Source organism: Polaromonas sp. Polasp52 (assembly GCF_059491565.1).
In genome coordinates this window covers 1,840,001-1,863,095 of the sequence record NZ_CP168513.1, presented here as the reverse complement: position 1 = coordinate 1,863,095, position 23,095 = coordinate 1,840,001, and the positions used below count along the sequence as shown (strand labels likewise).

The 23,095-nt window shown below is 68.4% G+C and carries 10 protein-coding genes (1 of these 10 only partly in view); 8 read left to right on the top strand and 2 right to left on the bottom strand.

The annotated features are described in order from the left end of the window. Positions 1–58 precede the first annotated feature (58 nt). The 6 genes from ACEN9P_RS08615 to ACEN9P_RS08590 all read left to right on the top strand — a co-directional run bounded on the left by ACEN9P_RS08615 (position 59) and on the right by ACEN9P_RS08590 (position 17,297). Positions 59–1,543, top strand: a complete 1,485-nt coding sequence (locus ACEN9P_RS08615; RefSeq protein ID WP_477663422.1) for an aminotransferase-like domain-containing protein — start codon at positions 59–61, stop codon at positions 1,541–1,543. A gap of 1,026 nt (positions 1,544–2,569) precedes the next feature. After that, positions 2,570–3,070, top strand: coding sequence for a hypothetical protein (locus ACEN9P_RS08610; RefSeq protein WP_477664800.1), 501 nt, complete (start codon positions 2,570–2,572; stop codon positions 3,068–3,070). A 92-nt stretch (positions 3,071–3,162) separates the two neighbouring features. After that, positions 3,163–5,805 carry a beta strand repeat-containing protein gene (locus ACEN9P_RS08605; protein WP_477664799.1) on the top strand — a complete coding sequence of 881 codons (2,643 nt, stop codon included), beginning with the start codon at positions 3,163–3,165 and terminating at the stop codon, positions 5,803–5,805. A gap of 114 nt (positions 5,806–5,919) precedes the next feature. Continuing rightward, on the top strand, positions 5,920–11,970 hold the full coding sequence (locus ACEN9P_RS08600) for an SdrD B-like domain-containing protein (protein WP_495621710.1): 6,051 nt from the start codon (positions 5,920–5,922) through the stop codon (positions 11,968–11,970). Further along, positions 11,967–14,720: an SdrD B-like domain-containing protein gene (locus tag ACEN9P_RS08595; protein ID WP_495621709.1), complete on the top strand. Its 2,754-nt coding sequence runs from the start codon at positions 11,967–11,969 to the stop codon at positions 14,718–14,720. Before ACEN9P_RS08600 ends, ACEN9P_RS08595 begins: the two co-directional genes overlap by 4 nt. Before the next feature lie 24 nt (positions 14,721–14,744). Further along, complete coding sequence (locus ACEN9P_RS08590) at positions 14,745–17,297, top strand: hypothetical protein (protein WP_495621708.1); 2,553 nt, start codon at positions 14,745–14,747, stop codon at positions 17,295–17,297. A 16-nt stretch (positions 17,298–17,313) separates the two neighbouring features. On the opposite strand, the gene ACEN9P_RS08585 is transcribed toward ACEN9P_RS08590, so the two are convergent. Together ACEN9P_RS08585 and ACEN9P_RS08580 are read right to left on the bottom strand one after the other, a co-directional pair. Continuing rightward, positions 17,314–19,017: a phospholipase D family protein gene (locus tag ACEN9P_RS08585; protein WP_495621707.1), complete on the bottom strand. Its 1,704-nt coding sequence runs from the start codon at positions 19,015–19,017 to the stop codon at positions 17,314–17,316. A gap of 147 nt (positions 19,018–19,164) precedes the next feature. Further along, positions 19,165–21,096, bottom strand: coding sequence for an ATP-binding cassette domain-containing protein (locus ACEN9P_RS08580; RefSeq protein ID WP_495621706.1), 1,932 nt, complete (start codon positions 21,094–21,096; stop codon positions 19,165–19,167). 187 nt (positions 21,097–21,283) lie between these two features. On the opposite strand from ACEN9P_RS08580, the gene ACEN9P_RS08575 reads away from it, so the two are divergent. Continuing rightward, the gene (locus tag ACEN9P_RS08575; RefSeq protein ID WP_495621705.1) at positions 21,284–21,763 is read left to right on the top strand and encodes a (2Fe-2S)-binding protein; all 480 of its coding nucleotides are present in this window, start codon (positions 21,284–21,286) and stop codon (positions 21,761–21,763) included. Next, a protein-coding gene (locus ACEN9P_RS08570) for a xanthine dehydrogenase family protein molybdopterin-binding subunit (RefSeq protein WP_495621704.1) crosses the window boundary here: on the top strand, positions 21,760–23,095 show its 5' portion. It continues 977 nt past the right edge of the window; only the first 1,336 of its 2,313 coding nucleotides appear in the window; it begins with the start codon at positions 21,760–21,762; its stop codon lies beyond the right edge, outside the window. The genes ACEN9P_RS08575 and ACEN9P_RS08570 overlap by 4 nt, the downstream gene beginning before the upstream one ends.

Here is a 23,095-nt window from a genome sequence, read left to right as displayed (position 1 = left end):
TCAAATAATCAGCACACCATGCCCTGCCGAGGGCGGTGAACAGGAAAAAGGCCACGCCATGTTGATGAAAGCCGCTTCACAGTCCCTGACCGAACAGCTCTCGGCGCGTTTTGCCGAGCGCATACGCAGCCGCCTGCTGGCGCCGGGCGCGCGCCTGCCTTCGGTGCGGCTGTGCGCCGAGCAGCAGGGCGTGAGCGTCTCCACCGTGGTGGCCGCGTATGACCAGCTGCTGGCGCAAGGCCTGGTGGTGGCGCGCAAGAACCGCGGTTTTTTTGTGCGCGATGCCTCGCTCAACGCGGCTTCGGCGCCCGCCGCCAAAGCGCCGGCGGCGAACCCCGGAAAACTCGGGCCGGTGCAAGCGGCCGACCTGGCGCCGCTGGGCACCTGGAGCACCGCCAGCTGGATCGCCACGCGCCAGGCGCCGGTCGACGCCACCGCGCTGATACGCGGCATGTTTCACAAGGTCAGCAACAAGCCGCAGCCCGGCATGGGCGTGTTCCCGCCCGACTGGCTGGAAACCACCTTCATGCCCGCTGCCGTGCGCAAGGTCACCAGCGTCAGCGCGCTGAGGGATTTTTCGCTGCAGTACGGCGAGCCCATGGGCGACAGCGGCCTGCGCCGCGCGCTGTCGCAGAAACTGAGCGCGCTCAATGTGCATGCCGTGCCCGAGCAGATCATCACCACCGTGGGCGCCACGCATGCGCTGGACATCGTGAGCCGCACGCTGCTGCGCGCCGGCGACTGCGTGATGGTGGAGGAGCCCGGCTGGGCCGTGGAGTTCGCTCGGCTGGACGCTTTGGGCATGCGCATACTGCCGGTGCCGCGCCGCGCCGACGGCCCCGACCTGGAGGTGATGGCGCAGTACTGCGAAATTCACCAGCCCAAGCTGTTTGTCAGCGTCAGCGTGTTCCACAACCCCACCGGCTACTGCCTCACGCCGGGCAGCGCGCACCGCGTGCTGCAGCTGGCGATGCAGCACAACTTCCACATTGTTGAAGACGACACCTATAGCCACCTGGCGCCCGAACACGCGACCCGGCTGTGCTCGCTGGACGGCCTGCAGCGCACGATTTACGTCAGCGGTTTCGCCAAAATCCTCGCGCCGGGCTGGCGCGTCGGCTTCATGGCCGCGCCGCCCGACCTGGTCGAGCGCCTGCTGGACACCAAGCTGCTGGCCACGCTGACCACGCCGGCCCTGCTCGAAAAAGCGCTGGCCTGGTGCATAGACCAGGGCCAGCTGCGCCGCCATGCCGAGCGCATACGCACGCGGCTCGATGCGGCGCGCGCCCGCAGCGTCAAGCTGGCGATCGCCCACGGCTGCAGCTTCGCAACCGAGCCCGCCGGCCTGTTCGGCTGGGTGGATACCGGCGTCGACACCGATGCGCTGGCCCAGCGCATGCTCGACGAGGGCTATTTGATCGCCCCGGGCGCGCTGTTCCACGCGGTGCGGGCACCCAGCACGCTGATGCGGATCAATTTTGCGACCACGCAGGAGGCGGCGTTTTGGAAGGTGTTCGCGAGACTTCGAGACGCTGTGAAGTAGCCGGGTCTTGCTCGGGCCTTGCGCGCTCCTGCCTCCTCATCCTCCTCCTTCCTCTTTTTAGTTCAGCTGGCCGGGTCTCGCCCCGGCGGGCGACTTACTTTCTTTTGCTTCGCCAAAAGAACGTAAGCAAAGAAAAGGCGACCCGCAGTCTGGGTCCCTTCGCTGCGCTACGGGCAACCTGCGGTGCTCGACTACGGCGGGGTCTCGCGCAAACTCGCCTTCGGCTCAAACAAGCGCGATCCCTGATCCGCCTACGTCTGCGCTCCTCGGCCCAGCCAGGACGGGGCAATCGGGAACGGGAACCGAATACCAAAAGACAAAGAAGACCAATACAAACAAGGACACGCCATGGCGTGTCCTTGTTGATTTCGGTATTGGTATTTTTGTCTCCACCCCTTGTGTATGCGCCGAGGAGCGGAGGTTCAGGCGGATAAGGGATCGCGTTGTTTGAGCGAAGCGCAGCGTAGCGAGTTTAGCGAGACCCCGCCTGAACCGAGCACCGCAGGTTGCCCCGGAGCGAAGCGCAGGGGACGCAGACACCAGGGTCGCCTTTTCTTTTGCTTACTTTTCTTTTGGCGAAGCAAACGAAAAGTGAGTTGCCGCCGGGCAACCCCGGCCAGCAGGTCTCAAAGGAGGGCACCCCGTTGGAACAACCGAGCCCCGGGCGGCAGGCGAACCGCAACTCCCTTTTGTAACAACCCCCGCGCCGCAAGCAAAACCTACTCCCTAGGGTTTACGTGAATTTGTCACGAAAACCCGCTCTGTGTACTTGTGACTACTTGTAAAACGGCAAGATGAAAAATTACAATAAGTCACAGATGCGACCCTAATTCGATCTCGTTTTGCGTGTTTTCTCACGGAAATCTGGGTTTTCTATTTGTTTTTTGGCGAATCGTGATTTAGTCGAGCCAAAAAGCAGCAATCAGTAACATAAAGTTACGTCCAAAGGTCTGTAAGCGCATACAGGCCATGCCGCCCACCACTGGCGCTGTTATCCGTCGACTTGTAACGAAAAGGATGTGAACCATGAAAACTGTTCTGAAATTTTGCATTTTTGCCGCCGGCCTGGCCCTGGGCCAGGTGGTTCTGGCGCAAGCCTCACCGGTGACCTCCCAGCTGCTGGCGCAGCGCGTGGAGATGGTGGCCGGCAAGCCGGTGCTCAAGCCTGCCGGCGACGGCAAGCCGGGCGACGTCCTGCAATACAGCGCCACCTACCGCAACAACGGCACGGCCGCCGCGGGCAAGCTGCTGGCCACCGTGCCGGTGCCGCCCGGTACCACCTTCATCGCCGCGAGCGAGCAGCCCGCCCCGGCCCAGGCCTCCACGGACGGCAGCAGTTTCGCGCCCATGCCGCTGACCCGCATGGTCAAGCAGGCTGACGGCAGCACGCGCAAAGAGCCCGTGCCCCTGGCCGACTACCGCGCCCTGCGCTGGGAACTCGGCAGCCTGCCAGCGGGCGCCACCTCGGTGGTCAGCCTGCGCGTGAGCATCGATGCGCCGGCGGTCGCCTCGGCGGCCAAGCCCTGATGGCGGCCGGATCCGTCCACAGCGCCCTTCCCAGTTTCTGTTGTTAGTTGTCTGTCGATTCACCGTTGTCTTGTAGCCAGGAGAAATACGCCATGTATGCCAACCCCCCGAGTCCGCGGCCCCTAGGGCTGCCGCACTTCTTCACCCACTGGATTGTGGGCTTGCTCGTTGCCTTCGCGCTGGTGATGGCCGGAACGGCTGCGCACGCCGCACCGCCGCCCGCCGGCACGTCGATCAGCAACCAGGCCTCGGCCACCTACTCGGATGCCTCGGGCATCACGCGCACGGTGACCTCCAACGTGGTGCAGACCACGGTGCAGCAGATCGCCAGCCTGACGCTGGCCGCCAACGGCGCGCAGAACGCGACGCCGGGCAGCGTGGTGTACTACCCGCATACCCTGACCAACACGGGTAACGGCACGGACACCTTCAACCTGACCACCAGCAACACCGGTGCCTTCTCGATGGCGAGCGTGCAGATCTTTGCCGACAACGGCAGCGGCACCCCCACGGGCCCCGCGATCACCTCGACCGGCGCACTCGCCGCGGGCGGCCAGTTCAAGTACATCGTGGTTGCCACGCTCCCGGGCACGGCCACGGCGACGCAGACCAACACCATCACGGTGACCGGCACCAGCGTGTTCGACAACACCAAGACGCAGTCCAACACCGACGTGACCACGGCCACGACGAATGCGGTGGTGACGCTGACCAAGTCGGCCAGCGTGTCCAGCGGCGCGGCCGGCACGGCCATCACCTATACCCTGACCTACACGAACACCGGTAACAGCACGGCCACCGCCGTGGCGATCACCGACGTCCTGCCGGCAGGCCTGACCTACACCGCGGGCTCCGCTCGCTGGAGCGTGACCGGCGCCACCGCGCTGAGCGACAGCGGCGGCTCCAGCGGCTCCGCGCCCAACACCCTGACTTCGGGCTACACCCTGGGCACCAAGACCCTGCTGGTCACGCTCAACCAGGTGACGGCCGGCCAGTCGGGCACCATCAGCTTCGGCGTGACCGTGGCACCGGGCACGGCGCCCGGCGTGCTCAACAACACCGCGACGACGTCCTACAACAACGGCGCCACCACGGTGACGGGCGGCTCCAACACCGTGCCCTTCACGGTGCTGCAGACCGCCGCCGTGACGCTGACCGGCACCACGGTGCCCGGCCCGGCCGCGCCAGGCTCGACGGTGAGCTTCACCAACACGGTGACCAACACCGGCAACGGCTCCGACACCTTCAACATCACGCTGAGCGCGGGCAACTTCCCGGCCGGCACGACCTTCCAGCTGTTCAAGAGCGACGGCGTCACGCCGCTGGTCGACACCAACAGCGACGGCACGGTCGACACCGGCCCCCTGGCCGCCGGCGCCACCTACAACGTGATCCTGAAGGCCACGCTGCCGCCGAACGCGACCAACACCGGCTCGCCTTTCATCATCACCAAGACGGCCACCTCCGTGTTCGACCCGACCAAGACGGCCAGCACCCCCGACCAACTGACCGCCGTGGCCAACGCAGCGGTTGACGCCACCAACAACCTGCCGACCGCGGTGGGTGTTCCCGGCGTGGGCGTGTTCGCCAACGGTGAAGGCGCGGCGCAGGTCACCAACACGCTGAACCCCGGCGCCTCGACGGTCTTCACCATCGTGGCCAACAACACCGGCCCCTCGCCGGACAGCTACAACCTGGGCGCCAGCACGGTGAACACCTTCGCCAGCGTGACGCTGCCGGCCGGCTGGACGGTCAGCTTCCGCGCCGACGGCGGCGCGGGCAACTGCTCGACCACCGGCGCGACCATCACCAACACCGGCTCCGTGGCCGCCGGCGGCAACGTCGTGGTCTGCGCGGTGGTCGGCGTGCCGGCCGGCTTCGCGGCAGGCACCACGCAGCTGTACTTCCGCACGCTGTCGCCCACCTCGAACGCTTCGGATACGCTGCATGACGCGGTGGTCGTGAACGCCGTGCGCTCCATCACCCTGACGCCCAACGGCGCCGGCCAGACCTACCCCGGCGGCTCCTATGTTTACAGCCACACCCTGACCAACACCGGCAACGTGCTGGAAGGCAACGGCACGGTCAGCACGGTGACCCTTGCCGGCGCCGACAACCAGGCCGGCTGGACTTCCGCGCTGTACTACGACGCCAACGCCAACGGCGTGCTCGACGCGACCGACCCGCAGATCAGCAGCACCCTGCATGCCGCGGGTGTCCTGCCCGCGGGCCTGGCTCCCGGCGCATCGATCACCGTGTTCAACAAGGTGATCGCGCCCAGCGGCGCGACCCCCGGCGCGGTGGATGCCACGACCATCACGGTCACGACCAGCAACGGCAGCTATGTGACGACGGTTCCCGCGGTGGCCACGGCCATTGACAGCACCACCGTCATCGCCGGCAACCTGACCCTGGCCAAGGCGCAATCCCTGGACACGGCCTGCGCCGGTCCCAACGGCGGCACGGTTTACGCGGCGGCCACCCTGAGCGCCCGTCCCAACCAGTGCGTGCTGTACCAGATCACGGTGACCAATGTGGGATCCGCGAATGCGACCTCCGTCGTCGTGTCCGACGCGACGCCGAGCTACACCACGCTGAGCAGCGCCGCCGCCAGCACGGTGGGCACGGTCACCGGCCCCGCCGCGGGCGCGGCCGGCACCGTCACCGCAACGATCGGCACCCTGACCCCCGGTCAGTCGGCTGTCGTGACTTTCGGTGTGCGCATCAACCCCTAACCCGGGACTGACCTCCAGCGCGGGAAGCGAAAGCTTCCCCGCTTTTCCAAGGGCACGGCAACGCGCCCTTTGGAAAGCGACGCCCTGCCGCAACCCACCACCCACCCAGCCCACATGCTCTTTCGCCCGCTGCGCAAACTGCTGATTTCCTGCATGTTGCTGCTCTTCTGGGCAGCCGCACAGGCAGCGCCGACCCCGGTGGGGACGGTGATCAGCAATACCGCGAGCGCGACCTTCACGGACGCTGCGACGGGCCTGCCGGTGCGCATCAATTCCAATACCGTGAACACCAGGGTGGCGGCGCTGGAAGCGCTGACGTTGAACGCCAGCCAGAACCTGTTGATCGGCGTCGGCTCCTCCTTCACCATCAACCACAACCTCGCCAACACCGGCAACACCACCACCAACTACCTGGTCACCGCCAGCGTGGCCGCCGGCAGCGTCTTCACGCCGCTGAACCTGCAGGTGGTGCTGGACGTCAACGGCAACGGCCTGGTCGATGCCGGTGAGCCCGTGGTGCCCGCCGGCGGCGTGGTGCCGGTGGCCGTCGGCGCCACCGCGGGCCTGCTGATCACCGGCCAGATTCCGCCCGGCGCGGTGCCCGGCCAGACCGCGCAGATCAGCTTGCGCGCGATCAGCCAGCTGCAAAGCGCCACGGCCACCAACACGGACACGATCAACCTGACCAACGGTGCGGCCGTGCAGGTCAGCTACGCGGCCGGGGCGGCCACCGCTACCCAAAGCGTGGCGCTCAACTTCACGGCCAGGGCCATCAACAACGGCAACATGGCGGCCAGCCCCGCCAACGTGACGGTCAACGGCGCGCCCGCCGCGCTGTTCATCCTGCGCGCACCGGTGCCGGTGAACACCACCTTCACCTCGGCCCAGCCCGCCACCAATCCCGGCGCACAGACGCTGTACCACTTGCAGGGCGCCGCCACCGGCAGCTATGTCACCGCTGTGCCGGCCGGCGGCGTGGTGGACGCGGTGGCCTGGGCCATCGCCACCTTGCCGCAGGGCGGTCTGTTCCTGGGGCAGTTCAGCGTCATGGTGAACTCCAACGCCTCCGGCAATGTGAGCGGCGCCGCCTATGCCGACTGGACCGACGCCGCCGCGCCACTGACCACCACCAGCAACACCGTGGTGCTGCCGCTGCCCGCGCACACGGCGAGCCTCCAGTTCTATACCAACAACACCTATACGGCGCACGCCGCCCAGAGCATTCCCGGCAACGCCCTGTTTGTGCAGGCTGACGCGTCCATCTGCAATGCCGACCCAAGCACGATAGGCACGGTGCCCATCACCATCGTGAGCCAGCTCACCGGTGATTCGGAAACCTACACCGCCGTGGAAACCGGGCCCAACACCGGCGTGTTCCGCATCCTGCCCAGCGTTCCCACCGCGAACGCGGCTTCACACATCGTGGCCTCGGGCGACGGCATCCTCGAGGTGCTGCGCAACGACACCGTGACCGCCAGCATCACGACCTGCGGCGGCATAACGGTGTCGGTCACCACCACGCTGCTGGTGGACCCTTCGGGCACCGTTTACAACTCGGCCACCAACCAGCCCATCGCCGGCGCCACGGTGCAGCTGATTGACGTCCTCGGCGCGGGCAACGGCGGCAACCCCGGCGGCCCGGCCGTGGTGTTCCTGATGGACGGCATCACGCCGGCGCCCAGCGTCGTCGTGACGGCGGCCGACGGTTTTTTTGAATTCCCGCTGGTGCTCAACAGTCGCTATCGACTGGTGGTTACCCCGCCGGCCGGCTTTTCCTTTCCTTCGCGGGTGCCTGTGGCCTTGCAACCGGCCGGCCGGGTGATAGACACGTCGGGGTCTTATGGCGGCAATTTTCTGGTGGCGCTGGCGCCGGTGCATTTCGACGTGCCCCTGGACCCCGGCGCCACCACCGGCGGCCTGTTCATCCAGAAAACCGCCAACAAAAAAACCGCCGAGATCGGCGACTTTGTCGATTATTCGGTCAAGCTCAACAACGTCTCGACCGTGCCGCTGCCGGCCACCGTGGTCAGCGACAGCCTGCCGGCCGGCTTCGCCTATGTGCGCGGCAGTGCGCGCCTCAATGGCGCGGCGCTGGCCGATCCCGCCGGCGGCGCCGGCCCCAGCCTGCAATTCGCCGTGGGCACGCTGGCCGCCGGCGCGCAGCCCGTGCTGACCTACCGCGTGCGCGTGGGCGCGGGCAGCCAGAGCGGCAACGGCATCAACACGGCCCAGGCCGCCAGCGGCGCGGTGCGCTCCAACAGCTCCAGCGTGCGCGTGCAGGTGGTGGGCGGCGTGTTTTCCAACAAGGCTTATGTCATCGGCAAGGTGTTTGCCGACTGCAGCAGGGACGGCGTGCAGGACGCCGGCGAGCCGGGCATTCCGGGCGTGCGCATCTACCTCGAGGACGGCACCTACGCCGTGACCGACGAAGAGGGCAAGTACAGCTTCTACGGCCTGGAGCCGCGCACCCATGTGGCCAAGGTCGACAACACCACATTGCCCGCGGGCGCCACGCTGGCCGTGCTGAACAACCGCAATGCCTTCGACGCCGGCAGCCGCTTCGCGGACCTCACCAACGGCGAGTTGCACAAGGCCGACTTCGCGATTGCCGAATGCACGCCCGGCATCCGCGAGCAGATCGCGGCGCGCCGCAAGGCGCTGGGCAACGCGTCGGAAATCACCCAGGCCGCCGGCACGCTGCTGCAGGCCAACCGCGCTGCCGCCGCGGCCGACAGCCGCACGCTGCCGGCCAGCGGCGCCATGGGACTGCCGGGCGCGCAGCAAAACAACGCCGGCAGCAATGCCATGGCGGCGGCGCCCCTGCCGGGCACCCTGGGCGCCGTCGGCGACACGGGTGGTCCCACCGCGCCCAAAGCCCGCCTGCCCAAACCCATCTACACGCCGGCCAGCGTCGAGCCGGCCCAGCCCGCCGCGCCCGCCGGCGCCGAGGCGCCCGCGGCCGAGCAGGTGCCGCAGCCGCTGGAAGACCTGCTGCCGGAACTGGACGCCGCCACCGGTTTTGTCGGCCTGGTGGACGAACAGCTGCTGCCGGTCGCGCAGACCCGGGTCCGCGTGAAGGGGCCGCTGGGCGCGCGCTTCGAACTCACCGTCAACGGCCAGCCCGTGCCCGCGACCCAGGTCGGCAAAAAGAGCAGCCTGGAGAAAAACAAGGTCCTGGCCTGGGAATACATAGGCGTGGACCTCAAGCCCGGCCGAAACACCCTGGCCGTGCGCGCCCTGGACGGTTTCGGCAATGCCCGCGGCACGGCGCAGATCACGGTGCGCGTGCCCGGCGCACTGGCCAAGATCGAGGTCGCCGCGCCCGCGCAACTGGTCGCCGACGGCGCGACCGCCGTGCCCGTGATAATTTCGCTGCGCGACGCGCAAGGCCTGCCCGTGGCGGTGCGCACCCAGGTCAGCCTGCAGGCCAGCCAGGGCCAGTGGCAGACGCCCGACCTCGATGCGCGCCAGCCCGGCACCCAGGTGTTTGTCGAAGGCGGCGAAGGCCGCTTCCTGCTGCTGCCGCCGGCCCAGCCCGGCAAGGCCGAGCTCACCGTCACCAGCGGCACCGTCAAGTCCGTCTCGCCCATCGAGTTCATGCCCAACCTGCGGCCCATGATCGCCGCCGGCATCGTGGAAGGCACGATCAACCTGCGCCGCCTCAATCCTTCCGCGCTGCAGCCCGCGCAAAGCGGCGACGTGTTCGAGCGCCAGATCCAGAGCGCCTCGCGCAGCTTCTCCGGCGGCAAGGGCGAGGCCGCCGCGCGCACCGCGCTGTTCCTCAAGGGCAAGGTCCTGGGCTCCTCGCTGCTGACGCTGGCCTACGACTCGGACAAGCCTTCGGACACGGCGCTGTTCCGCGACATCCAGCCCGGCCAGTTCTACCCGGTCTACGGCGACTCGTCGGCGCGCGGCTTTGACGCGCAGTCCACCGGCAAGCTTTATGTGATGCTGCAAAACGGCAGCAACTACGCGCTGCTGGGCGACTACTCGACCCAGACCGACAACCAGGCGCGCCAGCTCACGCAGTATTCGCGGGCCCTGAACGGCGTGAAGGGCCGCTACCAGGACGGCGCGGTCACGGTGGAAGGCTTTGCCAGCCGCACCGCCACCACGCAGCTGGTGCAGGAATTCCGCGCCAACGGCACCTCCGGCCCCTTCTTGCTGAACATCAACGGCGTGGTCAACAGCCAGCAGGTCAACATCCTCACGCGCAACCGCAGCCAGGCCTCGGTCATCGTCAACGACACGCCGCTCACGCAGTTCACCGACTACGAGATCGAGCCCATGAGCGGCCGGCTGCTGCTCAAGGCGCCGGTGCCCAGCGTGGATCCCGACCTCAACCCCATCTTCGTGCGCGTGAGCTACTCGGTCGATTCCGGCGGCGCCAAGCACACGGTCGCCGGCGCCGAGGCCCGTGTGCAGGTCACGCCGGCCGTGACGCTGGGCGCCTCGACGCTGCGCGACACCGACCCGGCCAACCGCCAGAACCTGGACGGCCTCAACGTGACGGCCAAGCTCGGCGAGAAAACCGTGGCCACCGGCGAAATCGCGCGCAGCAGCACCGACCTGCAGGGCAGCGGCTCGGGCCAGCGCGTGGAGATCCGCCACGAAGACCAGGCGCTGCAGGCGCGCGTCTGGGGTGCCAAGACCAGCGCCGGTTTCTACAACCCCAACAGCGTGCAGTCGGCCGGCCAATCCGAATACGGTGCCAAGGTCGGTTACGCGGTGGACGACAGGAACCGCGTGGTCGGCGAAGCGCTGCGCACCGCCAACAGCGTGACCGGCGCGTCGCAGACCGGCGCAGAGCTCAAGCTGGAACACAGCATGGCCGGCAACGTCAAGGTGGAAGTCGGCGTGCGCTACAGCGCCGCCAACACGGCCGCGGCCCTGTCCGGCCCGGCCCTGCCTGGCTCCACCCAGCCGATCGTCCCCTCGGTCACGGCGCTGGCGGCGGGCTCCTCCGAAGAAGTCGGTACCACCACCGCGCGCGTCAAAGTGACGGTGCCCGTGCCCGACGTGCCGCAGGCCGACGTCTACGGCCTGGCCGAGTACGCCATCGACGGCAGCGGCGGCCGCGAAGTCGGCGTGGGCGGCAACTACGCCATCAATTCGACGACGCGCCTCTATGCACGCCACGACTTCATCAACAGCCTCAAGAGCATTTACACGCTCAACGCCTCGACCTCGCAGTACACCACCGTCGCCGGCATCAACACCGAGCTGACCGACAGCACGCAGCTGTTCAACGAATACCGCATGGGCGACAGCATCAACGGCCGCACCAGCGAAGCCGCCCTGGGCCTGCGCCGGCTCTGGCGCCTGGACAACGGCGTGGGCCTGACGGCCAGCGTGCAGCGCATCAAGCCGATCTCCGGCGTGGTGGTCGACGACTCCAGCGCCGTGACGCTGGGCGCCGACTACACGGCCGCCGCCACCTGGAAGGCCTCGGGCCAGCTGCAGTGGCAGACCTCGACCAACTCGAGCAGCTGGCTGCTCACCGGCGCGCTGGCCAACAAGCTGGACGACAGCTGGACGCTGCTCAACCGCGGCCTCTACAGCGAGCAGTCCAACCTCGGCGCCGGCGGCGGCAAGCGCGAGCTCATCACGGCGCAGTCCGGCGTGGCCTACCGCCCGGTCGACACCGACAAGTGGAATGCCCTGGGCCGCATCGAGTACAAAAAAGATTCCGACAGCACCCTGGGCCCGGGACTGAGCCGCGACGAGTCCGGCCTGATCCTGTCCACCCACCTCAATGTGCAGCCCAACCGCCACTGGACCATGAGCGGGCGTTACGCCGCCAAGTGGGGCAGCGACCGCTCCAACGGCATCAGCAGCCGCTCCTTCACGCAGCTGATCGGCGGGCGCTCCACCTGGGACCTCACCGAGCGCTGGGACTTCAGCCTGCAGGCCTACCGCATGTGGGGCAACGGCGCCGCCGAAACCGCCGTGGGTGTGGAGGTCGGCTACCTCGCCTGGAAAAACATGTGGGTGTCCGTGGGCTACAACGTCAAGGGTTTCAAGGCCGCGGACATGGCGGGCGAGGCCTACACCCAGCGCGGCCTCTATCTGCGTGTACGCTTCAAGTTTGACGAGAACGTGTTTGGCGAGCCTTCCGGCGCGGCCGCGGCTTCTCCTTCCCGCACGGCGGCCCCCCAACAATGATGCTTTTTCAGCGCCCCGTTTTCCGTTTGCCGCGCAAGCCGGTGTTTTCACGCGGCCTGGCGCGGGCCGCATGGGGCGCCGCCTTGCTGCTGCTGGCCGCACCCTGGGCGATGGCGCAGACCACCCTCAACTACACCGGCGCCTTGCAGACCTATACCGTGCCCGCGGGTGCGGGCGGGGTGATCATCCAGGCCTTCGGCGCGGGTGGCGGCAGCGGCGGCAATGACTCCAACGGCTGGGGCGGCGCCGGCGGCGCGGGCGCGCGGGCCACCGGCACGTATTACATCGCTCCAGGCACCGTGCTCAACGTGGCCGTCGGCCAGGGCGGGCGCGCCGGCAATACCTCGCAGGGCGCTTTCACCTGCGCCAACGCGGCCGGCGCGGGCGGCCTGGCGGGCGGCGCGCCCGGTTGGGCCGGTGGCTCGGGCGGCCAGGCCGGCTGCAGCGGCTGGTCCGGCGGCGGCGCCGGCGGCGGTGCCGCCAGCGTGGTGGCCACGGCCGCCAATGCCCGGCTGATTGTTGCCGGCGGCGGCGGCGGCGGGCAGGGCGGCGCGCTCGACGTGTCGGGCCGGGCGGGCCTGGCGGCGACGACCACGGTTGGCACCATGCCGGGTGGTGCCGGCACCGCCGGCACGACGCGCACCGGTGATGGTTCCGGCGGCGGCGGCGGCGGCGGCGGTTGCGCGGCCGGCGCGGGCGGCGCGGAACTGGTGGACAGCAGCGGCACCAACAACACCCGGCAGGCCACGGGCGGCGGCTCCTGCAGTGACACGGCGGCAATTTCGGCCTTCAGCATCACTGCCTCCCTGGGTGGCGCGGGGGGGGCTTCGGTGACCGGCACGGCACCGGCCAGCGGCAACCCCGGCGGCAACGGCTCGGTGATCATCACGCCCATTTTCCCCACGTTGACCGTCACCAAATCGCAGCCCAGCCCGGCGCTGCAAGTGGGCATCAACAGCGTCTACAGCCTCACGGTGGCGACCACCACGACCACGCCGGCCTTTGTGGCGCGCGTGGTCGACCAGCTGCCCGTCAACATGACCTACGTCAGCAGCAGCGGCACCGGCTGGACCTGCTCGACCGCGGCCAACGCCGGCGGCACGCTGGTGACCTGCAATTTCACCGGCACCATCGCTGCGAGCGGCGGCACTTCGGTGCTGCAGATCACGGCCAGGCCCACCAGCAACATCACGGTCACCAACTACACCGCCGTGGACCCGGCCGGCGGCACCAGCCCGCCGACCCCGACCACTTGCACGGCCGCCAACACACCCAGCGCCGGTTGCGCCGCGCCCGTGGTCAGCGCGGTGGCCCTGGGTTTCGGCGGCAACGTGTACAGCGACCCCAACCACAACGGCAACCTGGACGCGGGCGAAGCCGGCATAGGCGGCTCCAGCGCGCTGTGGGTCAAGCTGGTGCCTCGCTCGGGCAGCACCTGCAACGGCCCGGCCACGGTGGCGGCCTCGGTCAACCTCACGACCGGCGCCTACAGCTTCACCAACATACAGCAGGGCAACTACTGCCTGGTCGTGGACGGCAACGCCACCCTGAGCGACATCACGGCGGCCTATCCGGCCGGCTTTATCGGCACGCAAAACCCGACCGGCATCATCCAGTTCAGCATCGTGGGCGCACCGCCCGTCCCGCAGAACTTCGGCTTGTACAGCGGCAGCACCCTGAGCGGCACTGTGTTCGCCGACAACGGCGCGGGCGGCGGCACGGCCAACAACGGCGTGAAGGCCGGCACCGAGCCCGGCCTGGCCGGCATCACCGTCAACGCCATGCAGGGCGCGACCACGCTGGACAGCGAGCCCACGGCCAGCGACGGCAGCTTTACCCTGTGGATTCCCGGGGCCACCAGCGGCACCGTGGTCCTCACACCCGTGCTGCCGGCCGGCTACACCGCCACCGGCGGCTCGGCCGGCACCACCGGTGGCAGCTACACCCGCCCCAGCGTGAGCTACACCGCCGGCTCGGGCCTGGCCCGCACCGGCATCAGCTTCGGCATGGTGGCGCCCAACACCTTAAGCCCCAACGGCGCGCAGACCGCCCAGCCCGGCACGGTGGTGTTCTACACCCATACCTACAAAGCCGCCACCGGCGGCTCGGTCACCTTCTCGATGGCCAACACCGCCACGCCGGCCAGCCCGGCCTGGAACCAGGTGCTGTACCAGGACAGCAACTGCAACGCGGCGCTCGAAGCTAGCGAGACCCAGGTCACGACCGCCATCACTGTTACCGCCGGGCAGACCGTGTGCCTGGTGATCAAGCAGTTTGTGCCCGCGGGTGCCGGCCAGGGTGCGCAGAACAGCATCACGCTGAGCGCCGCCTTCACTTACACCAACTCGGCCCCGGCCCTGGCCGTGAGCACCCTGCTGGCCACCGACATCACCACGGTGGGCCAGGCCGGCGACCTGTCGCTGGCCAAGCTGGTGAGCAATGTGACCCAGGCGCTGCCCGCGGCCACCAGCGTGAACGCCAATCCCGGCGACACGCTGCAGTACACGCTGACGGCCACCAACAACGGCACGCAGCCGCTGTCCACGCTGTTTGTGAGCGACTCCACCGCGGCCTTCACCGGCTTTGTGTCGGCCGCCTGCCCGGGCACACTGCCCACGGGCATCACGGCGTGCACGGTGACGACGCAGCCGGCGGTCAATGCGCAGGGGGCGCTGAAGTGGACCTTCACCGGCTCGCTGGCCTCGGGCGGGCAACTGATCGTCACTTACCGCGTCAAGGTCGACCAGTAGCGGGTCACACAGCAGGCCGCCGCGATGATGCACAACCCGTCATTTCCAGCGGTCCCGCCGCGGCGCCGGCGCTACGCAAAAATCCTGCGCCCCCTGGCTGCCGCCGTGTTGGGCGCCTGGGCGGGGATGGCGTCGGCCGCTGGAGGCTCTTATGCCACCACCGGCACTTTCGCGCAAAGCCTGTGGTGGCTTGATTTCACCGGCTATGACAACACGGTCGCGGGCACGGCCGGCGGCCAGGCTTTTACCTTTACCCTGCCCAATGGCGCCGGCACGCTGACCACGGCGGTCAAACGCAGCGGGACCACCACCATGACCGCCGCCGCCTCGCCTGCCTGGACGGGTGGCGGTGCTTTCGGGCACGGCGCCTATAACGGCATCACCGGCGCCCCTTCCATGTACTGGCTCAGCCAGACGGGCGTGGGCACGGCCACGCTGTCGTCGCTGGTGATGAAGGACGCGTCGGGCAACAACCGCACCTTCTCGATGTTCGCGGCCGACGGCGAAAACACCGACCAGGCCGCCGAAAAAATTGTTTATACAAGCACGGCGAACTGGAGCCTGATCGACAACGTGATCGGCTATACCAGCTATACCGGCGCGCCCGTCGTGTTGTCCGGCGTCGGGTCGACCGTCGTCAACCTGACGGCGCCCACCTCGGGCTCCACCAGTTTTAACGGCTCCGTGGTGCTGGGCACGCAAAACCCGACCCAGGTGTCCGCCGCCCTCACGGGTTCGCAGGCGGCCCTGTTTGCCATCTCGCTGCCGCCGGTCACCTTCAACCTCAGCATCGCGGGGCGCCAGTACCCGGCCGACCAGTTCACCGCCGCGGTGGGCTACACCACACCCGCGGCCGCGGTGACCAGCGTCACCTCCACCGGCACCAACACCACGGCCACCACCGGCGCGGCCTCGGTCATAGGCACCAACAACATCACGCTGAGCGCGGCCATGGCCGCGGGCAGCGCCTCGGTGCTGTCCGCCTACACCGGCAGCATGGCCTGCAGCAACAGCGGGCCGGGCGCCTCCGCTTTTGGGGGAACGAACACCGTGCTGCCCAGCGGCGCTGGCACCAGCTTCACGCTGACGCCCCAGACCGGCGACCGCATCACCTGCACGCTGACACTGACGCCCACGCCCAAGACTGTGGCGGGCACGGTGTATGCGGACCCCAACCACAACAGCAACCTGGACGCGGGCGAGGCCGGCATAGGCGGGGCCACCGCCCTGTGGGTCAAGCTGGCGCCGTTTTCGGGCGGTACGTGCACCGGCCCCGCCACGGCGGCCGCGTCGGTCAACCTGACGACGGGGGCCTACAGCCTGGCCAATGTGGTCCAAGGCAGTTACTGCCTGATACTCGACGGCAATGCCACGCTGAGCGACATCACCGCGAGCTACCCGACCGGCTATGTGGGCTCGCAGAATCCCAGCGGCGTGATCCAGCTGGTGGTGGGCGGCGCTCCACCGGCCCCGCAGAACTTCGGCTTGTACAGCGGCAGCACCTTGAGCGGCACTGTGTTCGCCGACAACGGCGCGGGCGGCGGCACGGCCAACAACGGCGTGAAGGCCGGCACCGAGCCCGGCCTGGCCGGCATCACCGTCAACGCCATGCAGGGCGCGACCACGCTGGACAGCGAGCCCACGGCCAGCGACGGCAGCTTTACCCTGTGGATTCCCGGGGCCACCAGCGGCACCGTGGTCCTCACACCCGTGCTGCCGGCCGGCTACACCGCCACCGGCGGCTCGGCCGGCACCACCGGCGGCAGCTACACCCGCCCCAGCGTGAGCTACACCGCCGGCTCGGGCCTGGCCCGCACCGGCATCAGCTTCGGCATGGTGGCGCCCAACACCTTAAGCCCCAACGGCGCGCAGACCGCCCAGCCCGGCACCGTGGTGTTCTACGCCCATACCTACAAGGCGGCCACTGGCGGGTCAGTGGCCTTCTCGATGGCCAACACCGCCACGCCGGCCAGCCCCGCCTGGAACCAGGTGCTGTACCAAGACAGCAACTGCAACGCTGCGGTGGAGGCCAGCGAGACGCAGCCTGCCGCGACCATTACTGTCACCGCCGGGCAGACCATCTGCCTGGTCATCAAGCAGTTCGTGCCCGCCGGCGCCGGCCAGGGTGCGCAGAACAGCGTCACGCTGAGCGCCGCCTTCACCTACACCAACTCCGCACCGGCCCTGGCCGTGAGCACCCTGCTGGCCACCGACATCACCACGGTGGGCCAGGCCGGCGACCTGTCGCTGGCCAAGCTGGTGAGCAATGTGACCCAGGCGCTGCCCGCGGCCACCAGCGTGAACGCCAATCCCGGCGACACGCTGCAGTACACGCTGACGGCCACCAACAACGGCACGCAGCCGCTGTCCACGCTGTTTGTGAGCGACTCCACCGCGGCCTTCACCGGCTTTGTGTCGGCCGCCTGCCCGGGCACACTGCCCACGGGCATCACGGCGTGCACGGTGACGACGCAGCCGGCGGTCAATGCGCAGGGGGCGCTGAAGTGGACCTTCACCGGCTCGCTGGCCTCGGGCGGGCAACTGATCGTCACTTACCGGGTCAAGGTGGATCAGTAGCCGGCGCAAGACCCGGCTAAAGCATCTCGTCCGGCGCGAGCGGCCCTATCAGCTTGAGCATCAGCTTCAGGCCCAGGCTTGCGTCGGGCTCCACCCGGGAGTCCTTGAGCTGCGAGCCCTGGGGTGCGCGCCAGACCATCTGCCCCTGCTCGTCCAGTTCCACGCGGTAGGCGCCGGCGGCCAGCGTGGGTTCGATCAGGCGCGTGGCCTCGGCCGAGATGGCGCGGTTGCGGATGACGATGGCGACTTCGCTGTTTTGCAGCTGGGAACGCAGGTCCAGGTTCATGGAGCCGACCACCAGCAGGCGGTCGTCCATCACCACCACCTTGGAATGCAGGCTGGCGCGCGAGCCGCTGGTGGAGCCGCCCGTGGAGCCGCCGCCCAGCGCCGATGAGCCGAAGCTCGAGAAAGAGCCTTGCTGCTCGGCGCGCATTTCATAGAGCTCTATGCCCATGTCGAGCAGGGCCTTGCGGTAGCGCGCGTAGCCGACATGGGCTGCGGGCGCGTCGTTGGAGGCCAGCGAATTGGTCAGCACGCGCACGCGCACGCCGCGCCGGCGCAGTTCGGCGAACTGCGCCATCATGCGTTCGCCTGGCACGAAGTAGGGCGAGACGATGAGCAGGTTGCCCTTGGCCTGCGACATCAGCTGCAGCAGGCCGTCCACCGTGGTGTCCTGGGATTCGCCGGTGGTGTCGGCATCGGCGGCGATCTTGGACGGTTTGTCGACCAGCAGGACGGAGGGCGCCCAGGTCCAGGTCAGCAGGCGCAGATCGGTGGAGTCGGGCAGCGCGGCGGCCGATGCGGCGGAAGCCGCGGAGGCATTCGATTCGGCGATGGCGGCTTGTGTGGCGCTGGCCAGCGTCGCCGGATCTTCCCGGTTGAGCTTGGCGGCCTGGGCGCCGGCGGGCGGTGGCTTGAGGGCCTCGATCTCCTTGGCGGTCATCAGCGACTGCACCGGGTAGGCCAGCGGGTTGTTCCAGTACTGGTCGAAGCTGGCGGACAGGTCGCGCGCGATGCGGCCGGCCGCGATGATGTCGATGTCCACAAAATTCGTGCCCTTGCTCTGGCCGAAGTAGGTTTCCCCCAGGTTGCGGCCGCCCGTGATGGCGACCGCGTTGTCGGCCACAAACATCTTGTTGTGCATGCGCCGCTGCATGCGCGCGGCGTCCTTGAGGTTGCTCAGAATGCGCATCACCATGGAGCCGCGCCCGCCGGGCAGGGGGTTGAACAGCCGCAGCTCGAAGTTTTTCTCGAAGGCGAGCTTGAGCACCTGGGCGTTCTTGCCCGAGGTGTTGAAGTCGTCCAGCAGTATGCGTATGCGCACGCCACGGCCGGCGGCCTCGCGCAGGGCCTCGAACATGCGCTCGGTGGTGTCGTCGGCAAAGATGGCGTAGTACTGGATGTCCAGGGTTTTCTGCGCGGCCTTGATCAGGGTCATGCGGCTGGTGAAGGCGAGTTCGGCGTCGCCCACCAGCGCAAAGCCGGAATCGTTGCGCGTGCCGGCCTTGGCGGCGCGGGCCGCCACCAGCGCGCCCAGCCGGGTTTCCTCGGGCTTGGCCAGGGCGGTGGACACCGGCCTGGCCACCTCGCTGGGCAGGGAGGCACAGCCGGCCAGCCACAAGGCGGTGACGGCCAGCGCCAGCGCCGGCAGCAGCTGCCGGAGCGCCGGGAGGACAAGCTTGCGGGAAATCGCGCTGCGGGCGCTGGGGGTGGTCGGCATGGTGCGGACCACTGTAGCCTAAGCAGATGCGCCGGATGGCGGGGCCGCCTGCGCAGGCGCCGACTCTTTGTGTAGGAGCCCGGCTTGACCGCGCAAGCCGTGCCCGGAGGGACCTACCAAAGAGAGTGGGCGCTTACGACGGCAGCTTTACGATGACAACGTTTCCCAGCGCTGCAGTGCTTCCATCAGTTCTTCCTCGATCTTGCTGTTGCGCGCATTGAGCTCGGCCGCCCGTTTGGCATTGGTCGTGTAGAGCGTGCCGTCGTAAAGCTCCTGCTCAATCGCCTTTTGCTGCGACTCGAGCTGCTGGATCAGCGCCGGCAGGCCGTCGAGTTCGCGCTGTTCCTTGTAGCTGAGCTTCTTTTTGGCGGTGGGCGCTTCGCCGGCGTCCTTCCTGGGCTCGCTGCTGGTTTTGCCGGCGGGCTTGGGGCTGGAAGCGCCGGGGCCGGGCCGGGCGCCGCCGGTGATCTGCGCGGCACGCTTGGACTGGGTGATCCAGTCGGTCACGCCGCCTTCGTACTCGCGCCAGAAGCCGGGGTTCTCGGGCGTGCCTTCATAGGCGATGGTGCTGGTGACCACGTTGTCCAGGAAGCGCCTGTCGTGGCTGACCAGGAACACCGTGCCTTCGTAGTTTTGCAGCAGGTCTTCCAGCAACTCTAGCGTGTCGATGTCCAGGTCGTTGGTCGGCTCGTCGAGCACCAGCACGTTGGCCGGGCGCGCAAAGAGGCGCGCCAGCAGCAGGCGGTTGCGCTCACCGCCCGAGAGGGTGCGCACCGGTGAATTGGCGCGGGCCGGCGAGAACAGAAAGTCGGTCAGGTAGCTCTTGACGTGCTTTTTGGCGCCGTTGATCTCCACCCATTCGCTGCCGGGGCTGATGAAGTCTTCCAGTGTGGCGTCCAGGTCCAGGCTGTCGCGCATCTGGTCGAAGTAGGCCACCTGCAGGTTGGCGCCCTGGCGGATCTTGCCGGGCGGTGTGGTTACGTCGGGCTGCAGCTCGCCCAAAATGAGCTTGAGCAGCGTGGTCTTGCCGGCGCCGTTGGGGCCCAGCAGGCCGATCTTGTCGCCGCGCAGCAAGGTGCCGGTGAATTTGTTGACGATGAGCTTTTCGCTGCCCGGGTGGCCGAAGCTTTTGCTCACGTTGCTGAGCTCGGCGACGATCTTGCCGCTGCGCTCGCCGCTGGAGACATCAAGGTTGACGCGGCCGACAGCGTCGCGCCGGGCCGCGCGGTTGGCGCGCAGGGCTTCGAGGCGGCCGATTCGGGCCACGCTGCGGGTGCGGCGCGCTTCCACGCCTTTGCGTATCCAGATTTCTTCCTGCGCCAGCAGCTTGTCGGCCTTGGCGTTGATGACGGCCTCCTGGGCCATCTGCTCTTCCTTTTGCACCAGGTACTGGGCAAAGTTGCCGGGGTAGCTGTTGAGTTTGCCGCGGTCCAGCTCGACGATGACGGTGGCGACCTGGTCCAGGAAGGCGCGGTCGTGGGTGATGGTGATGATGCTGCCGTTGAAATTGACCAGCAGTTCCTCCAGCCAGGCGATGGAGTCCAGGTCCAGGTGGTTGGTCGGCTCGTCGAGCAGCAGCACGTCGGGCTTGGCGACCAGCGCCTGGGCCAGTGCCACGCGCTTCTTGGTGCCGCCCGAGAGCGAGCCGACGATGGCGTCCTTGTCCAGGTGCAGGCGGTGCAGGGTTTCTTCTACACGCTGCTCCCAGGTCCAGCCGTCCAGCGCCTCGATTTCCGACTGCAGGGCGTCCAGGTCGGTGTTTTCGTCGGCCGCCAGGTATTGCTCGACCACGTGGCGGGTGCGCGCCAGGCCCGCGCTGGCCGCGATGAACACGGTGGCATGCGGATCCAGGCTGGGCTCCTGCGGCACGTAGGCGATGCGCAGGTTCTGCTGCAGCTGCAGCGTGCCGTCATCGGGTTTTTCGAGGCCGGCGAGGATTTTGAGCAGGGACGACTTGCCGGTGCCGTTGCGGCCTATCAGGCCTATACGCTGGTTGCTCTCAAGGGAAAAATCTGCGTGGTCCAGCAGTGCGACGTGCCCAAAAGCGAGTTGGGCGTCCAGAAGGGTAATAAGTGCCATATAGAAGGGGGATTATCCGTCCCCGAGCGCAGGCCGGCGTCCACGCGGCGTTCATGGCGCCCCCGGGCTGGTGAATACAAGTCTTTACGATTGGCGGCCTGGCCGGTGTGGCGCGGCCGCCCTATCGCCTGCCGGGGCTCGCCGATATAGTCATCGGCTTGGGCGACGCATCACTGAGGGAGATTTCGTGGAACTGCAAATCAACGGCCGGCTCGTCCAGGCCGACGCCGATCCCGGCATGCCCCTGTTATGGCTGCTGCGCGACGTGTTGAACATGACCGGCACCAAGTTCGGCTGCGGCGTGGCGGCCTGCGGGGCCTGCACCGTGCGTATCGACGGCCAGGCCGCGCGCTCCTGCTCGGTGCCGGTGTCCGCCGTGCTGGGCAAGCGCATCCAGACCATTGAAGCGCTGGGCACGCCGGACAAACCCCACGCCCTGCAACTGGCCTGGATCGCCGAGCAGGTGCCGCAGTGCGGCTACTGCCAGTCGGGCATGCTGATGGCCGCCGCCGCGCTGCTCGAGGCCAACCCCAGGCCGACGGAAGCCGACATCGACGCGGCCATGACCAATATCTGCCGCTGCGGCACCTACCAGCGCATACGCGTGGCCATCAAGCGGGCGGCCGCCATGGCGCCCGGCGGCGCCGCGAAGAAGGCCAAGGCATGAAGCGGCGGGCCTGGCTGTTCAGCGCGGCGGGCGCGGCCGGCGCACTGCTGGTCGGCTGGGGCGTGCTGCCGGCGCGCTCGCGCCTGGGCAGCGCGGCCCACCCCTGGCCGGCCGGCGCGGAACCTGACCTCACGGGCGTGGTCTTCAACGGCTGGATCAAGATACGGGCCGACGGCGGCGTGGTGCTGGCCATGCCGCGCAGCGAAATGGGGCAGGGCGTGCACACCGCGCTGGCCATGCTGGTGGCCGAGGAGCTGGATGTGCCGCTGGCGCGGGTCAGCCTGGAGCAGGCCGGCTCCGACGCGATTTACGGCAACGTCGCCATGCTGGTCGGCAGCCTGCCCTTCCATCCGCTGGAGGTGGACGACTATGCGGCGCAAGGCGCGCCCCGGGTGCGCCCGACCAAGGTCCGGCTCGGCGAATGGATGGTGGGCAAGCTGGCGCGCGAACTCGGCATCAACGCCACGGGCGCGTCGTCCAGCGTGGCCGACGCCTGGGAGGTACTGCGCACGGCCGCGGCCACCGCCCGCGCCTCGCTGCTGGGGGCGGCGTCGTTGGATTGGAAGCTGCCGGTGGATGAGCTCAGCGTCAGCAAGGGCATCATTTCCCATCCCTCCGGGCCCTCGGCCCACTACGGGGAACTGGCGAAGTTTGCCGCGGCGACGCCGCCGGGCGAAGTGATGCTCAAAAGCCGCAGGGACTGGAATCTAATAGGGCGCAAGGCCCCGCGCCCGGATCTGCCCGCCAAGGTCAACGGCACAGCGGTCTTCGGCCTGGACGTGCGGCTGCCGGGCATGCTGTACGCCGCCATCCGGCTGTGCCCCATGCTGGGCGGCTCGGCCGGCGCCATTCATACAGAGGTCGCGCTGGCCGCGCCCGGCGTCGAACGCCTTGTGCGCCTGCCTGCCTATGCGGGCTCCACCGCCGGTTTCGCCGTGGTGGGCAAAACCTGGTGGCAGGCGCAGCAAGCGGCCCTGGCGGTGCCGGTCGATTGGCAGCAGCGCCCGGCCGGCGGGCTGGACAGCGGCGAGATCGGCAAGGCGCTGCAGGCCGCGCTGGATCACGAAGCGGGTTCCACCTTTTATGAAAAGGGCGAAATCGACAAGGCCGAAGCGGCCGCAAGCCGCAAAGTCGAGGCCGTGTACAGCGCGCCCTACCTGGCCCATGCGACGCTGGAGCCCATGAACTGCACCGCGCAGCTCAAGGACGGCAAGGTCTGGTTATGGGCCCCCACCCAGGTGCCGCAAATGGCGGTGGCCGTTGCCGCCCGTGTGGCGCGCGTCGCGCCTGAGGATGTCCATATCACCGTGACTTTGCTGGGCGGCGGCTTTG